Origin of the sequence: Streptococcus ferus DSM 20646 (assembly GCF_000372425.1) — a bacterium.
In the GTDB taxonomy this organism is placed as follows: Bacteria; Bacillota; Bacilli; order Lactobacillales; family Streptococcaceae; genus Streptococcus; species Streptococcus ferus.
Genome location: NZ_AQVD01000003.1, coordinates 144,099 through 159,701, shown reverse-complemented (window position 1 = coordinate 159,701; position 15,603 = coordinate 144,099). Strand labels below are relative to the sequence as shown.

Annotated in this window: 12 protein-coding genes and 1 tRNA gene; 6 read left to right on the top strand and 7 right to left on the bottom strand. The window is 45.3% G+C overall.

What is annotated here, in order from left to right; translation table 11 throughout:
* Positions 1 to 50 precede the first annotated feature (50 nt).
* Positions 51 to 839, bottom strand: coding sequence for a 30S ribosomal protein S2 (gene rpsB, locus A3GY_RS0106115; RefSeq protein WP_026161955.1), 789 nt, complete (start codon positions 837 to 839; stop codon positions 51 to 53).
* Between the two features lie 201 nt (positions 840 to 1,040).
* Here rpsB and A3GY_RS0106110 point away from each other — a divergent pair.
* Together A3GY_RS0106110 and A3GY_RS0106105 are read left to right on the top strand one after the other, a co-directional pair.
* A tRNA-Cys gene (locus A3GY_RS0106110) sits at positions 1,041 to 1,111 on the top strand.
* A gap of 58 nt (positions 1,112 to 1,169) precedes the next feature.
* Positions 1,170 to 2,123 (top strand): S66 family peptidase, encoded by a 954-nt coding sequence (locus A3GY_RS0106105; protein ID WP_018030531.1) that lies wholly within the window; start codon positions 1,170 to 1,172, stop codon positions 2,121 to 2,123.
* Between the two features lie 218 nt (positions 2,124 to 2,341).
* On the opposite strand, the gene A3GY_RS0106100 is transcribed toward A3GY_RS0106105, so the two are convergent.
* Complete coding sequence (locus tag A3GY_RS0106100; RefSeq protein ID WP_018030530.1) at positions 2,342 to 4,237, bottom strand: M13-type metalloendopeptidase; 1,896 nt, start codon at positions 4,235 to 4,237, stop codon at positions 2,342 to 2,344.
* 210 nt (positions 4,238 to 4,447) lie between these two features.
* Between A3GY_RS0106100 and A3GY_RS0106095 the strand changes: the two genes are divergently transcribed.
* Together A3GY_RS0106095 and A3GY_RS0106090 are read left to right on the top strand one after the other, a co-directional pair.
* Positions 4,448 to 5,428, top strand: a complete 981-nt coding sequence (locus A3GY_RS0106095; protein WP_018030529.1) for a Gfo/Idh/MocA family protein — start codon at positions 4,448 to 4,450, stop codon at positions 5,426 to 5,428.
* Between the two features lie 36 nt (positions 5,429 to 5,464).
* Positions 5,465 to 6,115: an endonuclease III domain-containing protein gene (locus tag A3GY_RS0106090; RefSeq protein WP_040803914.1), complete on the top strand. Its 651-nt coding sequence runs from the start codon at positions 5,465 to 5,467 to the stop codon at positions 6,113 to 6,115.
* Positions 6,116 to 6,195: 80 nt separating this feature from the next.
* On the opposite strand, the gene A3GY_RS0106085 is transcribed toward A3GY_RS0106090, so the two are convergent.
* Positions 6,196 to 7,041, bottom strand: a complete 846-nt coding sequence (locus tag A3GY_RS0106085) for a MerR family transcriptional regulator (RefSeq protein WP_018030527.1) — start codon at positions 7,039 to 7,041, stop codon at positions 6,196 to 6,198.
* 84 nt (positions 7,042 to 7,125) lie between these two features.
* On the opposite strand from A3GY_RS0106085, the gene A3GY_RS0106080 reads away from it, so the two are divergent.
* The gene (locus A3GY_RS0106080; RefSeq protein ID WP_018030526.1) at positions 7,126 to 8,163 is read left to right on the top strand and encodes an NAD(P)H-dependent amine dehydrogenase family protein; all 1,038 of its coding nucleotides are present in this window, start codon (positions 7,126 to 7,128) and stop codon (positions 8,161 to 8,163) included.
* An 84-nt stretch (positions 8,164 to 8,247) separates the two neighbouring features.
* On the opposite strand, the gene treC is transcribed toward A3GY_RS0106080, so the two are convergent.
* Positions 8,248 to 9,870: an alpha,alpha-phosphotrehalase gene (gene treC / locus A3GY_RS0106075; RefSeq protein ID WP_018030525.1), complete on the bottom strand. Its 1,623-nt coding sequence runs from the start codon at positions 9,868 to 9,870 to the stop codon at positions 8,248 to 8,250.
* Positions 9,871 to 9,934: 64 nt separating this feature from the next.
* Entirely contained in the window at positions 9,935 to 11,896 is a 1,962-nt protein-coding gene (treP, locus tag A3GY_RS0106070) for a PTS system trehalose-specific EIIBC component (protein ID WP_018030524.1), read from the bottom strand.
* A gap of 165 nt (positions 11,897 to 12,061) precedes the next feature.
* On the opposite strand from treP, the gene treR reads away from it, so the two are divergent.
* Positions 12,062 to 12,772 carry a trehalose operon repressor gene (gene treR, locus A3GY_RS0106065; protein WP_018030523.1) on the top strand — a complete coding sequence of 237 codons (711 nt, stop codon included), beginning with the start codon at positions 12,062 to 12,064 and terminating at the stop codon, positions 12,770 to 12,772.
* Positions 12,773 to 12,925: 153 nt separating this feature from the next.
* Here treR and dtd read toward each other — a convergent pair whose 3' ends face one another.
* Both dtd and A3GY_RS0106055 read right to left on the bottom strand, forming a co-directional pair.
* A complete protein-coding gene (gene dtd / locus A3GY_RS0106060) occupies positions 12,926 to 13,369 on the bottom strand; it encodes a D-aminoacyl-tRNA deacylase (protein WP_026161954.1) in 444 nt (147 codons plus the stop codon).
* 5 nt (positions 13,370 to 13,374) lie between these two features.
* Positions 13,375 to 15,594: a RelA/SpoT family protein gene (locus A3GY_RS0106055; protein ID WP_018030521.1), complete on the bottom strand. Its 2,220-nt coding sequence runs from the start codon at positions 15,592 to 15,594 to the stop codon at positions 13,375 to 13,377.
* Positions 15,595 to 15,603: the final 9 nt, after the last annotated feature.

Genomic DNA, 15,603 nt, shown 5'->3' with positions numbered 1-15,603 from the left:
TTACTTATCAAGAAAAGGGGAGGGCTGAGCCCCGCCCTTTTAGTGTCTTATTAGTCGTTTTCGTTTGAGCCTTCTACAACTTCAACGATTTCTTCGATTGAATCCGCTTCTGTTTCATTAGCTGCCAATTCTGCTTCAACAGCCTCTACACTGTCTTCTCCCTGACGGCCTTCGATAACCGCATCAGCTAATTTAGCGGTAATCAATTTAACGGCACGGATAGCATCGTCATTGGCTGGAATGATCACATCGATGTCATCTGGATCAGCGTTAGTGTCAACCATAGCGACTACTGGGATGCCCAGTTTTTTAGCTTCTTTAACAGCGATTTGTTCTTTATGTGGGTCAACAACGTACATCACATCTGGGATGCGAGGCATATCTTCAATACCGCCCAAGAATTTTTCAAGACGGGCACGTTGTTTGTTCAGAAGAGCAACTTCTTTCTTAGGAAGAACGTCGAAAGTACCTTCTTCTTCCATACGTTTGATTTCTTTCAAACGAGCGATACGTTTTTGAATCGTATCCCAGTTAGTCAATGTTCCACCCAACCAACGGTGGTTGATGTAATATTGACCAGCACGCGCAGCTTCTTCTGCGATTGCTTCTGCAGCCTGTTTTTTAGTACCAACAAACAGGATAACAGCATCGTTAGCTGCGGCATCACGAATAAAATCGTAAGCTTGATCAGCTAATTTAACAGTTTGCTGCAAGTCGATCACGTGGATACCGTTACGCTCTGTGAAGATGTACTTAGCCATCTTAGGATTCCAGCGGCGAGTTTGGTGTCCAAAGTGCACACCAGCCTCAAGAAGTTGTTTCATTGAAATTACTGCCATGAGTATTTCTCCTTTTGTGTTTTTTCGCCTCTCCCTGACGTCAGCTTGCAGTACAACCTTTCGGCAACCGCACCACAATAAATCAGGAATGAGTATTTGTCACTTTTATGCGACCTTTACATCATAACAAAAACAGACCGAAAATGCAAGCGAATTTTCCTTGACGATTGTTACTTTTTAAGGTAGAATATTATCTGTTATGGCGGTATAGCCAAGTGGTAAGGCACGGCTCTGCAAAAGCTTGATCGTCGGTTCAAATCCGTCTACCGCCTTCTAGCAAAATCTTCTAGTCTCAGCTAGAGGATTTTTTTAGCTATTAGGAGGATGTTTATGCGAAAATTGCAATTTGGTGACCATATCAGAATACTGAGCCCTTCTGCTTCTATCGAGCGCTTAGGCGGTTTTAAGGCGAACTTATCTGCCAAACGCAAACTGGAAAAACTAGGATTTTCAGTTTCCTTTTCCAATAATTACATGGAAAATGACATTCTTTTTTCCAGTTCCATCGAAAGCCGAGTCTCTGATTTACACGATGCCTTTCGTGACGAGCAAGTACACGGTATCCTATCGACGATTGGCGGCTTTAATGCCAATGAAATCCTGCCTTATCTGGACTATGACCTGATTGCCAGACATCCCAAAGTCATCTGCGGCTACTCTGATACAACAGCTCTGCTTAATGCGATTTATGCCAAAACAGGCATGAAAACATATATGGGACCGGCTTACTCCAGCTTTAAAATGGAAGAAGGACAAGACTACCAAAGCCAGCGCTGGCTGGATGCTGTAACCAAAGCCGCTTATGATCTCATCCCTAGTCAAGAGTGGTCCAGCGATGCTTGGTATGATCCTAACCAGCCTAGGCAGTTCAATCCAACCAAATGGAAGGTCTATCATTCAGGGAAGGCCAGGGGAACCGCAATTGGCGGCAATCTATCAACCTTTGGTTTGCTGCGAGGCACTGAATTTGCCCCTCAACCTGAAAACTATGTTCTTTTCATTGAGGAGGCCGAAGAAGACAGTATTCAAACCTTCAGCCGCCATTTGGCTGCTCTCTTTCAAGCCTATCCTAATCCTCAAGCCGTCATCTTGGGCCGTTTTCCAAAAGAATTTGGCATGACTGAAAATATTCTGCACTTCATCTTGGGCAAACACCCCGTATTAAAAGAAATACCCGTCCTTTATGATCTGGATTTCGCTCATACTCAGCCCCTCTTCACATTTACCATTGGTGCTCAGGTAGAGATTGATACGGACCAGATGCGACTTCACTTTGACGAATAGACTTTTTCTAAACACCAACAAAAAGAGGCTGGGACAAACGTCCTGCCTCTTTAACTAGTTCAGATATAACCGTTTGATGCCGTGGTTAATTGGGAGGTCCTTAGCTATTGCCTTGCAAGTGGTATCGGCCATCCTAATTAACGGTGCGGAGACGATAAAATCGGTACATCGTAGTGACATGACGATGTACCGATTTTTGTTCCACTCTCTTGTGTCATCTACCAAATGATGACGCGATCTTTCTCATCTCGCCACATACCATCGCCTTCTTGAACAGCAAAGGCCGCTAGAAAATCACTGAAATTAGACACTTGGACATTGGTTCTTAATTTTCCAGGTGCATGAACATCCACGGCAGCTAGCATCTGCATATATTCTGGGCGGGCTTTCATCCGCCAGATACGGGCAAAGTTAGTGAAGTAATCAGCGGCAGAAAAATCCGCTTCTTTCTTGGCCGCGGCCAAAGCGCAGGCAAGGCCGCCTAAATCAGCCACGTTTTCCGAGACAGTCAACTGTCCATTGACCTTAGCACCGTAAGAATCTAAACCGTCAAATTGCTGAACAACTCGGTCTGTCCGTTCTTTAAAGGCGGTGTAATCCTCCTTGCGCCACCAATTATTAAGGCTGCCATTTTCATCAAAGGAAGCGCCATTGGTATCAAAGGCATGAGAGATTTCATGAGCAATCACAGCGCCGATACCGCCATAATTGGCCGATGAACTCTGTTCCAAAGAATAGAAAGGCGCCTGTAAGATGGCCGCAGGAAAGACAATCTGATTCTGCTGCGGATCATAGTAAGCATTAACCATGTGTGCTGGCATGTGCCACTCTTTGCGGTCAACCGGTTGATTCCACTTGCTCCAAGCATAGGCAATGGAAATTTCAGCCAAACGCTGGGCATTTTCAACAAGAGACCGTTGGTCATCAATAACCTTCTTGGCATAGGTCTCCGGCAGCTGCTCCGGATAGCCGATATGAGGGGTGATGACATTCAGTTTGGTGATGGCCTTGTCAATGGTTTCCTTGGCCAGCCAGTTGTTCTGACTGAGACGTTCTTTATAGACATCAATCATGGTGGCTACTTTGGCTTCAACATCCTGCTTGGCTGCTGCTGAGAATTTTTCCTTAGCATACCAAAGCCCCAAGGCTTGATTATAGGGTCCTTGTGCCAGATAGTAGGCTGCTTTTTTCTGATCCATGGCTTCCGGTGTTCCCGAAAGTGCACGGCTGTAAGCTCCTGACTGAATCCGAATGGCATCTGTCAGATAGGCATTATAGGCAGTCGCCGCCTCATAAACCAAGTAGGCCTTGAGCAACTCCCAATTTTTTTCGGAATAAAAGTCAGCTGCAAACTCTGTCCAGAAGCGCTCTTCTGGAACGATGACCTTATCTGGCTTTTGTCCCAGAATTTTGTCAAAAATAGCGTCCAAGGGAAGCTCTGGTGCTAATTTGATGAAATCAGCCCAGTCATAGGGATGATAAAGCTTGGCGTATTCTGATGATTCCTCACTGGAGAGGACGTACTGGGCGATTTTGGCATCCAGTTCGATGATCTTATCCAACATGTCCTTGATGTCTTGAACCGAAAAGCCAAACTGTGGCAGCAATTCTTCTTGTGAACGTCGCCAAACAGCTAAGAGCTCCTTGCCCTTATCATTGTCAGCAGCGTAATAGCTGGTGTCAGGCAGAATCGTCCCAACAGCCTGAGCCCAAAGCACATTGAGCTGGGCATTTTTAAAGTCCGGTGATACCCCAAAAGGCAGGAAGTTGGGTTTGCCGGCCAATTCATAGTCAGCGATTTTGCTCGCAAACTCGGCAAAAGACCCCAAAGCTTGATACTCTTCAATCAAAGGAAGAACAGGTTTTACACCTGCCGCCTCACGCGCCTCATAATCAGCTACCTGTCGGTGAAAGGCGATGAAATGTTGCAAAATCGGGTCATCCGGAATGTCTTTGCCTTCCAGCCATTGGTCCGTTGTTTCTAACATCAGGGCCTCAATCTCATCCGCTAAATCAGAAAAACCGCCGGTCCTAGGCTTGTCATCTGGGATAATCGCTGTCTTTTCCCACTCACCATTGACGGCATCGTAAAAGTCATCTTGTAGTCGTACCATAATACACTCCATTTCTATATCACTACCTATTGTAGCAAAAAAGTCTGATGAAAGCAGGAACGAGCCTTTCATAAAGATCGACAGACGGTTTCACGGAGACAGTCTTCTCGTTTTTCCTTAGCGATATCCGTTTTTTGCCTTATTGACCTGATTGTCAACTTCACCGGCTTTTTTGTTATACTAGTGTCATAGACAAACGAGGAGGTTTTTATGACGCAAACAACATATAAGTGGGCGACTTTGGGAACAGGCGTTATCGCCAATGAACTGGCACAGGCTCTGCAAGCTTTAGGAGGTAATCTCTATTCAGTTGCCAACCGGACCTATGACAAGGGACTGGCTTTTGCGGAAAAATACGGCATCCAAAAAGTTTATCATCATATCGATGAGGTCTTTGAAGACCCTGAGGTTGATATCATTTATATCTCAACCCCGCACAATACACACATTGACTATCTGCGTAAGGCCTTAGCGGCTGGAAAGCATGTTCTCTGTGAAAAATCAATTACCTTAAACAGTCAGGAATTAGAGGAAGCAATTGCCCTAGCAGAAAAGAACCATGTTATTTTGGCGGAGGCGATGACCATTTATCACATGCCTATTTACCAAAAACTGAAGATACTGATTGCTTCTGGTCAACTAGGACCTCTCAGAATGATCCAGATGAACTTCGGCAGCTACAAGGAATACGACATGACCAATCGGTTTTTCAATCGGCAGCTAGCAGGCGGAGCCCTTCTTGATATTGGGGTCTATGCCTTGTCTTTTGTCCGCTGGTTTATGTCTGAACAGCCTAACCAGCTCGCATCTCAGGTTAAACTGGCACCGACAGGTGTTGATGAGCAGGTGGGCATTCTGCTCAGCAATGACCAAGGGGAGATGGCTACGATTGCTCTGAGCCTCCACGCCAAGCAGCCCAAACGAGGAACCATTGCCTACGACAAGGGCTATATTGAAATCTTTGAATACCCCCGCGGACAGAAGGCTGTCATCACTTATACCGAGGACGGCCGACAGGAAATCATTGAAGACGGCCAAACCGCTCAGGCTTTGAGCTATGAAGTTCAAGATATGGAAAAGACGGTAGCAGGTCTTGGCAACAGTATGTACCTTGATTACAGCAAGGATGTAATGGACATCATGACCCAGCTGCGCAAGGATTGGGGGCTTACCTATCCTGAAGAAGAATAAACTAGCCTGCTTGTGGCATTGGTGACCAAACAACACATGATTAAACTAGAAACGATCTATCAAAAACTTTATCAAGCCTACGGTCAGCAACATTGGTGGCCGGCAGACTCTGATCTTGAAATGATGATTGGCGCTGTTCTGGTTCAAAACACTAGCTGGACGAATGCCGAAAAAGCCCTAAACCGTTTCGAAAACTTTGACGGAAGTCTTATCCTAAGTCTGTCCCCAGATAGCCTCATGGAAAAGATTCGGCCTGCCGGTTTCTTTAGACGTAAAGCCCAGACCATCCGCAGCCTTCTGCTTTGGTTTCAAACTTATGGCTTCGATAAAAAGCAACTTGAAAGGAAAGCAACTGCTGATTTGCGTCGGGAACTGCTAGCCATTCCTGGCATCGGACCTGAGACCTGCGACTGCATCTTGCTCTACAGCTTTGAGCGGCCTGTTTTCATCGTTGACAACTATCTTAAACGCCTCTTAGCCAAGAGTGGTTATCCTCAAACAAACACCTATGACCAACTTCAGACGTATGTGATGGCGCAGCTGCCACAGGATGTCCAGCTCTTCCAAGAATTCCACGCCCTGATTGTGGCCTACGGTAAAATTTATCTGCAAGCTAAGGGCTCTGCTCCTGAAGACGACCCTCTTTCCTCACTCCTTTTAGAGGCCCAAGAAACTGCTCCGCACTGATTTTCCTGCCTAGACCCTTCCTGTCTGGAAAGAACTTAACCTGACTTAAAAGAAGCTCCCTTTCCCTTTGGGAGCTTCTTTTAAGATCTGACAGCAACAGCGATCTGCATCCTGATAAACATATGCCGTTCATTTTTGTCCAAAACGGGATGTTCATGGATTACCTCACAAATATAAGGACCAGAGATGGCATAATCGGCGGCCTTTAGCTCTTCAAAAAAGAGGGGGAGCTGCCTCAGCTCATCTTCAAAGGAAGACGCATAGGTCACCGCATAATAAGCGGCTGGCAGCGAAGCTGCCTTGTGATCAGAAAAATTGCAGGGCTTTTCGGTCAAAAAGAAAAACTGTTGAGACTGCCAGTCCTGCTGGCAAAACTTCTCTTGTGCCATCAAGCTGCCGACCCTGCTAAAGTGGATATCATCAGTTACCAGATGTGCCACTTCTTGCTTTAGATAGCGAAGACTGAGTTCGTATTCTTCTTGGTTCATATCATAAATATTTTGCTCAATGTCAAAGGTGACAATGGGTCTTTCTGGCAAATAAAGCACCTCAAGACTGGTCTTACTGCGCTTAGCCTGATGAAGCAGGGTGCCTGATTGAAAATGTTCCAGTTCTCGAATCTTCTTATCCAGCTCTGATCGTTTGTCTATTAAAGACTGTCGACGTTCTTCAAGCAGCTGATGAAAATGCGGATCTTCATCGCTTGACGACAGGATTTCTCTGATTTCCTGAAGGGAAAAATCCAAGTCTTGCAGGTACTGGATCGCATCCACAAGGGCCGATTGGTTAATGTGATAATATCTATAATGGCTCTCCTTATCCACCCAATAGGGCTTGAGCAGGCCAATCTGATCGTAATACCGCAAGGTCTGGATAGATATTTGGTTCATTTCAGAAAAGTCACCAATTCGAAAAACAGTTTTCATCTCAAACTCTCCATTGACTCTCTAGTTACTATAGACATTATAATAAAAATGTGAACTAAATAACAATAAAAAGGAGGCCCAAAGATGAGAAACACAAAGATTCGTGCCGTCCAATACGGCTGTGGTAAAATGTCCAAGGTGATTTTAAAGTACCTTCTTGACCATGGGGTTGAAATCGTCGGTGCCATCGACACAAACCCTGATGTTGTCGGTCAGGATATTGGTGACTTTGCCAGTCTTGGTTTCAAGACAGGGGTCATCATTTCAGACAATGCTGAGAAAGTTTTTGACGACTGTGATGCCGACATTGCCATCGTCACCATTTTCTCTTATATGCCAGAAATGTTTGCCTTCTATGAAACAGCCATCAAACATGGGGTGAATGTGATCTCCACCTGCGAAGAAGCTATTTACCCTTGGACCACCTCGCCATCAGAAACCAACCGTCTGGATAAATTAGCCAAGGACCACGGAGTTACCATCATGGGGTCCGGCATGCAAGATATTTATTGGATTAACCTGCCTTGTCTAGCCATGGCGGGGATGAACCGTATCCAGAAGGTCAAAGGGGTTGTCAGTTATAATGTCGAAGACTATGGGCTAGCTCTGGCAGAAGCTCACGGTGTTGGTTATGACCTTGAGCGGTTTAACAAGGACATTGCGTCGGCTGAAAGTCTGCCTTCTTATATGTGGAATGCTGCGGAGGCCATTTGTTCTAAGATGAATTGGACTATTCGGTCCATCTCGCAAAAGAGTGTTCCTTATCTCTTAGAGGAAGCTATCTACTCTGATACCTTAGGAGCAACTATTCCCGCCGGTCGGGCGACAGGTATGTCCGCCGTAACAACTGTGAAAACACATCAGGGTATTGACTTAGAAGTAGAATGCATCGGAAAAGTCTACCGAGAAGACGATGGGGATATGTGTGACTGGGAAATCAGCGGTGAGCCTGACCTCATCTTCTCCGTTTCAAAACCCGATACGGTTGCTCTGACCTGCGCCACTATCGTCAACCGAATTCCATCCGTCATTGACGCTCCTCCCGGCTATGTTACCTCTGAAAAGGCAAGAGGTCTGGTTTATCCGACCTTCCCGTTGCATACTTACGTAGAGACTGATTAACCAAAGAAGCTGCTGTTGACAACATTCACAGGTATCGTTAATCAAGAAAATCAAAAAAGTTCCCCTTAATTAAGGGGAACTTTTTTAGACGATAATAGCCAGCGTCTGGTAAGGTTTTAGAGTGATTCTGTCAGTCAGTGGCTGCGTGTCATAATTGGATATAAGGACTTCCCCGCCTTGGTAGGCCTGAGGTAATTCAAGGTCAACGTCTTCGGCAAAAAAGTTATTGAGGACCAGTAACTTCTCCTCGCCCAGATGACGTTCAAAGGCGTAAACTTTATCGCTGTCCTTGTAGGCTGCCCGATAATCGCCTTCGGCAATAATCGGATAGCGTTTACGCAGGCGGATCAGGTCTTGGTAAAATGGAAAAATCTGGCCTTGCTTCTCTGCTTCAACATTAATTTCCGGATAGCTCTTGCCTGCCTTCAGCCAAGGAGTTCCTGAAGAAAAGCCGGCATTAGCCGAGGCATCCCACTGCATGGGGGTCCGCGAGTTGTCGCGAGATTTCGCCCGAATAATCTCAAAGGCTTCTGCTGGCGATTTCCCTTTCGCCAGAAGCTCCTGATAGGCATTCAGGCTCTCAACATCGACATAATCTGCCATTGAATCATAGTCTGGATCAAGCATGCCAATTTCTTCGCCCATATAAATATAAGGAGTTCCCCTTGACAAGTGGATGGCCGCTGCCAGCATAGTAGCTCCCTCATTACGGAAGTTTTTCACATCAATAAAACGGTTAAGCGCCCGCGGCTGGTCATGATTGTTCCAGAAGAGAGCATTCCAGCCATTTCCTTGGCTCATTCCTTCTCCCCAGGTGTGAAAAAGATCCTTGAGCGCTTCAAAATCAAAAGGCATTACCGTCCATTTTTGACCATCCTTATAGTCAACCTTAAGATGGTGGAAATTAAAGGCCATAGACAGCTCCTCACGATCAGGTGCTGTATAGAGAATGCAATTTTCAATCGTCGTTGCAGACATTTCGCCGACCGTCATAAACCCTGCTTCTCCCCCAAAACTAGCCCTATTCATCATCTTCAGATAGTCGTGAGTGATGGGACGGTCTGTATAAGCTGGCTTTCCATCATTGACAGGGCAGTCTTGCAGGATTTCATCCTTGCCAATCAAGTTAATCACATCAAAACGAAAGCCCTTAACACCCTTGTCTTTCCAGAAATTGACCACTTTGAAAAGCTCCTCACGGACATGCGGATTACGCCAGTTAAGATCGGCCTGTGTCTGGTCAAAGAGATGCAGGTAATATTTGCCCGTATCACCAAAAGGTGCCCAGGCATTGCCGCCAAACTTAGAAAGCCAGTCGGTAGGTTCATCCCTCAAAATAAAGAAATCTTGGTAATACTGGTCACCCGCCAAAGCTTTCTGGAACCACTCATGCTCTGTTGAACAATGGTTCAGCACCATATCCAGCATGAAATCAATGCCAAGCTCCTTGCCACAAGCAACCATTTCTTCAAAGTCTGCCATACTTCCAAAAAGAGGGTTAACTGCTGTATAGTCAGAAATATCGTAACCATTATCCCTCTGAGGGCTGGGATAAAAAGGGTTAAGCCAGACCATATCAATGCCAAGCTCTTTTAAATAAGGCAGTTTTTCAATAATCCCCTTTAAATCACCGACACCATTTCCGCTTGTATCCTTATAGGATTTTGGATAAATTTGATAGACTACTTTCGTCTTATCGATTGTCATGTGAATCTCCTTTTAGAACAAAAGGAACTAAAGCTAGTTCCTTTATAGAATGTATCAAATCGTTTTAGATTTTGCTTGCTGTCAGAAGGTCCTCTCCGCGCTTAATTTCACGTGGCAAGGTACCAACAGCATCTGGTTGATAATCATTTTGATTGGTTACAATGACTGGGGTCTCAACTGGATAGCCAGCTTCCTTGATGGTTTCAATATCAAAGCTAATCAGCTTATCGCCAACCTTGACATGATCCCCTTGTTTAACATGAGCTTCAAAGCCTTTTCCTTCAAGATTAACCGTATCCATACCGATGTGGACTAACAGCTCAACACCGTCATCCGAAACCAAACCAATCGCGTGTTTTGTCGGGAAGAGGACAGAGACCACCCCGTCTACTGGAGCGACCAACTCTCCTTCAGACGGCAGAACCAGGACACCTGTTCCCATAACACCCTGAGCAAAGACTGGGTCAACCGCCTCAGAAAGTGGCTTAACTTGACCGGTCAATGGGCTTTTAACATCAAAAGTTGTTCCAACAGCTGGAAGATCTGCTACTGGTGTAGCTTCTGCAAAATCGTCTTCTTTCATTTCATCTTCTGCTTTGGTCATGATAGACGCCTTACGGAAGAAGAGGGTCAGGGCAAATGGAACAGCGATAGCAACTGCCATACAAACGAAGAATGGAATCATGTATTTGGTGTTAATCGCCATGAAGCCTGGCAGTCCGCCGACACCGATAGAGTTGGCTTGAACATTGAATGTTGTTGACAAAAGACCTGCAATACCAGAACCAATCATTCCTGCCACAAATGGGTAAACGTATTTCACATTGACACCGAAGAGGGCTGGTTCTGTAACGCCTAGATATGCTGAGATAGCTGCTGGAAGTGAAATTTCAGCTTCACGTTCATTTTTACGATTCATCCAGTAGTAAGCCAAGACGCCTGAACCTTGAGCAATATTTGACAGGGCAATCATTGGCCAAAGGCCAGTTGTGTGAGTAGCTGTGTCCGCAATTAACTGGGTATCGATCGCATTGGTCATATGGTGCAGACCAGTAATAACCAACGGCGCATAAAGGGCACCGAAAATTGCACCAAAGAGCCATTTCACAGGGCCAGTCAGACCTGCCAGAACCACGAAGGAAATACCTTTACCGATAGTCCAGCCGATTGGACCTAACACGGTGTGCGCCAAAATCAGCGCCGGAATCAAGGACAGAAATGGAACAAAAATCATTGACACCACTTCTGGGATGCGTTTCCGCCAGAAAATTTCAAGATAAGATAAGGACAGACCTGCTAAGAGGGCTGGAATAACTTGTGCCTGATAACCGATACGGTTAACGGTAAAGAAACCAAAGTCCCAAACCCAGTCTTTCGCAATTTCTGCTGCGGAAGTGCTGCTCACTGCATAAGCATTCAGCAACTGAGGAGACACCAATGAAATCCCGAGCACAATCCCTAAAATCTGAGTTGTTCCCATCTTACGTGTCACAGACCAAGTAATCCCCACTGGGAGGAAGTGGAAAATCGCTTCACCAGGCAGCCATAAGAAATGGTTAACCCCACTCCAGAAAGTGGAAACCTCAACAATTGTTTTACCGCCTAAGAAATCAAAGGGCACTCCTTCGAGAATGTTACGGAAACCTAAAATCAAACCACCTACGATAATGGCTGGAATAATCGGTGTGAAAATCTCAGCCAGCATGGTCATCACCCGCTGAATTGGGTTTTGGTTAGATTTGGCTGCTGACTTAGCCGCTTCTTTAGACACGCCTTCAATGCCAGAAACAGCAGAGAAGTCATTGTAGAAAATCGGCACGTCATTTCCAATGATGACTTGGAACTGACCTGCATTGGTAAAGGTTCCCTTAACTGCAGGAATCTTGTCAATCGTTTTCACATCTGCTTTTTTAGTGTCCTTCAAGACAAAGCGCATGCGAGTGGCACAATGGCTGACAGCAGAAACATTCTCCTTGCCGCCGACAGCCGCTAAGAGATCCTTAGCGTCTTTTTCAAATTTTCCCATAATCTTTTCTAGGTTGCCCTAGACCTCCTTTATTATTATAAAAAGATTTTTACCTTTTAATTGTAAACGATTCCAAATTTGTATGCAAGTTGTTTGTAGAAAAAAAGCATTATTTTTGCTAAAATAAGTTTACTTGTATGCTTTTTATTAGACAAGGAGCCAAAAATGAAGAAATACGAAAGCATTTTTCATGATTTAGAGGAACAGATTAATAAAGGAATCTATGCTGTTGATGACTATCTTCCCGCTGAAATGGAACTCTGTCAGACTTATGGCGCCAGCCGCGACACTATTCGGAAGGCCTTGAAGCTGCTCAGTAAATCTGGTCTGATTCAAAAGACACAAGGGCGAGGTTCAAAGGTCATCCAACACCAGCAAATCAACTTTCCTGTCTCTGAGCTAACCAGTTACAGAGAATTAGTCGATCAGCTAGGCATGGCTTCCATTACCAATGTCATCGCTATTGATAAAATCATCGTCGACGACAAACTCAGTCAGCTGACAGGCTTTCCGCCGAACAATCTGGTCTGGCGAATCATGCGACAGAGGGTGGTAGACCAGGTTGCCTCTGTTTTAGACATTGACTATTTACGGAAGGATTTTGTTCCTGATATTTCTAGACAAATTGCTGAACATTCAATCTATGACTATCTTGAAAATCAGCTGCAGCTGACAATTGCCTATGCGCAAAAGGAAATCACCATCGAACCCATTACCGAGACGGACAAGCTTCTTTTAGACCTAGATGATGAACACCATGTAGTTTCCGTCAAGTCAAAAGTCTATCTGGCAGACAATAAACAATTCCAATTCACCGAAAGTCGGCATAAACTGGAAAAATTCCGCTTTGTTGATTTTGCCAGACGAAAAAAATAAAAAAAAGAGGCTACCCTCTTTTTTCAAAACCTCAACGAACAAGCTTTGGCTGCCTGAACGAAGCATGCAGATTCCCCAAATGGTTAGGCTAAATCTTAAAAACCTTGAACTACTTCATTAGAGAAGTGTAAAAAGCGTTGTTGACAACGCTTTTTATTTCTGTTTGGTATCTAAAATAATGGTGACAGGGCCGTCGTTGGTTAGGCTGATCTGCATGTCTGCTCCGAACTCACCAGTCTGAACGGGGACGAATTGGGCGAGGGAGTGGTTGAACTGCTCGTAGAGCTGCTTGGCAAAATCTGGCTTGGCAGCGCCGGTGAAGGCTGGACGGTTGCCTTTTTTGGTATCAGCAAAGAGGGTGAACTGAGAGATTGACAGAATTTGACCTCTAATGTCTTGAAGGGAGAGATTCATCTTGTCATCGGCATCCGAAAAAATGCGCATATTGACAACTTTACGGACAGCATAGGCCACATCTTCCTGACTGTCATCCGGACCTATGCCCACCAAGAGCAAAAGCCCTTGCTGGATTTCAGCCCGCCTTTGCTGATGAATGGTGACACTGGCTTCGGAAACTCTTTGAATAATCAGCTTCATCACAATCACCCGTTGGTCCTTTTAACAGAATAAACATCTGGAACGACCTTAATCTTGTCGACAACAGCCGTTAAGACGGTTAAGTTAGGGATGCCAAAGGTCACATGGATATTGGCAAATTTCATGTCTTTAGTCGGCTGAGCATTCACAGAAGAGATGTTTTTGGTCTGGTTGGATAAAATCTGCAGCACATCATTCAAGACACCCGAACGGTTAAGGGCATAGATGTCAATCTCAGCCATATAGTCTTTATTGGAGTAGTCATCTTCCCATTCAACTTCGATAAGACGCTGCTCGTAGCCTTCCTGATTCTTAATATTATTACAGTCCGCACGATGGATGGCAACTCCGCGCCCCTTGGTAATGTAGCCTTCAATAGGATCACCAGGGACTGGGTTGCAGCATTTGGCAATCCGCATCAGCAGACCAGAGGAGCCCTGAATAATAACCCCGCCTTCGCTTTTAACCTTGAGAACATCTTTTTTATCGGTCTTAACCTCGCCGCCTTTCAGCAGTTCTTCCGCCTCTGCCTTGGCTCTCGCCCGCTCTTCTTCGCGGCGTTCTTTTTCAGTTAGCTTATTAAAGACCGTCACGGCTGATATTTCACCAAATCCTACTGCCGCATAAAGCGCTTCTTCATTGCGGTAGTTAAGACGGTTTAAGACAGCTTCCATGTGCTTTTTATCTAGGTATTTATTAGGCACATAGCCATGTTCTTGGAAGCAGGCAACCAGGAGTTCACGCCCTTTTGAAATGGACAATTCCTTATCCTGATTTTTAAAGAATTGACGAATCTTATTGCGGGCCTTATTGGTTTTAACGATATTAATCCAATCGCGGCTGGGACCAAAGGAATTGGTGTTGGTAATAATCTCCACCACATCTCCGGTCTTGAGCTTGGCTGTCAGGGGAACCATCCGCCCATTAACCTTAGCACCGGTAGCTTTTTCACCTACCTGAGTATGGATGGCGTAAGCAAAGTCAATAGGACCAGAATCCTTGGGTAGTTCTTGGACGGCTCCATTTGGCGTGAAGACATAGATACGTTCGGCAAAAATATCTTCCTTGACCGAGTCCACAAAATCAACGGCATTGCCGCCAGATGCATCTTGCAGCTCGACCAATTCTTTAATCCAGTTCATGCCAAGTGCGGTTTCTTTTTTATCAACCTTACCCTTAACGCCTTTTTTGTAAGCCCAGTGAGCTGCCACCCCGTATTCGGCAACTTGATGCATTTCTTTCGTCCGGATTTGCACCTCAATCGGCCCCTTGGGTCCATAAACTGTGGTATGGATAGACTGGTAACCATTGGCTTTAGGATTGGCAATATAATCCTTGAACCTGCCCGGCATTGGACGCCACAGTTCATGGATATAGCCCAGCATGGCATAGACATCGCTTTGGGTATCCAAAATACAGCGGATAGCGGTTAAGTCATAAATCTGGTCAAAACGCTTCTTTTTATTGCGCATTTTGCGGTAAACCGAATAGATGTGTTTAGGACGGCCATAGATTTCTGCCTTTAAGCCCTGTTCCTCGGTGTAGGCTTTGATCTTGGCAACAATCTCCTCAACAGTCGCTTCACGTTCCCGCCGCTTTTCCGTCATAAGATGAGAAATCTTGTAAAACTCGACTTCATTCAGATAGCGAAAGGCCAGATCCTCCAATTCCCACTTGATGCGGCTAATCCCCAACCGGTGAGCCAGAGGAGCATAGATTTCCATGGTTTCTCTTGAGATACGTTCCTGCTTATCTTTGCGCAGGTGCCGAAGGGTCCGCATATTATGAAGCCTGTCCGCAAGTTTTACTAAAATAACACGAATGTCTCTCGACATGGCCATGAGCATCTTGCGATGATTTTCAGCCAGCTGCTCCTCGTGCGATTTGTATTCAACCTTACCAAGTTTGGTAACACCGTCAACAATCTTTTCCACATCATGGCCAAAGACCTCTTCTAAATCAGCCAGACTGACCGCTGTGTCTTCGACAACATCATGCAAAAAACCGCAGGCAACCGTCACGGCATCCAGATGCAGATCAGCTAGAATACCGGCAACTTGGATCGGGTGAATGATATAAGGCTCTCCCGATTTCCGGAATTGGCCGCTGTGACTTTCCACAGCAAAAGCCAGCGCCTTTTCCACAAAAGCCACATCTTCTTTATTCATGTAAGCAGAACAAAGAGCAACGACTTCCTGTCCTGTTAAATTTGCATCATTTGCCATACGAAACCT

Coding starts and splice junctions, on each gene's coding strand:
- A3GY_RS0106085 (WP_018030527.1), bottom strand. CDS start 7,041: ATGAAAACTGTTTTTCGAATTGGTGACTTTTCTGAAATGAACCAAATA.
- A3GY_RS0106095 (WP_018030529.1), top strand. CDS start 4,448: ATGACGCAAACAACATATAAGTGGGCGACTTTGGGAACAGGCGTTATC.
- A3GY_RS0106090 (WP_040803914.1), top strand. CDS start 5,465: ATGATTAAACTAGAAACGATCTATCAAAAACTTTATCAAGCCTACGGT.
- A3GY_RS0106080 (WP_018030526.1), top strand. CDS start 7,126: ATGAGAAACACAAAGATTCGTGCCGTCCAATACGGCTGTGGTAAAATG.
- rpsB (WP_026161955.1), bottom strand. CDS start 839: ATGGCAGTAATTTCAATGAAACAACTTCTTGAGGCTGGTGTGCACTTT.
- A3GY_RS0106105 (WP_018030531.1), top strand. CDS start 1,170: ATGCGAAAATTGCAATTTGGTGACCATATCAGAATACTGAGCCCTTCT.
- dtd (WP_026161954.1), bottom strand. CDS start 13,369: ATGAAGCTGATTATTCAAAGAGTTTCCGAAGCCAGTGTCACCATTCAT.
- treR (WP_018030523.1), top strand. CDS start 12,062: ATGAAGAAATACGAAAGCATTTTTCATGATTTAGAGGAACAGATTAAT.
- A3GY_RS0106055 (WP_018030521.1), bottom strand. CDS start 15,594: ATGGCAAATGATGCAAATTTAACAGGACAGGAAGTCGTTGCTCTTTGT.
- treP (WP_018030524.1), bottom strand. CDS start 11,896: ATGGGAAAATTTGAAAAAGACGCTAAGGATCTCTTAGCGGCTGTCGGC.
- A3GY_RS0106100 (WP_018030530.1), bottom strand. CDS start 4,237: ATGGTACGACTACAAGATGACTTTTACGATGCCGTCAATGGTGAGTGG.
- treC (WP_018030525.1), bottom strand. CDS start 9,870: ATGACAATCGATAAGACGAAAGTAGTCTATCAAATTTATCCAAAATCC.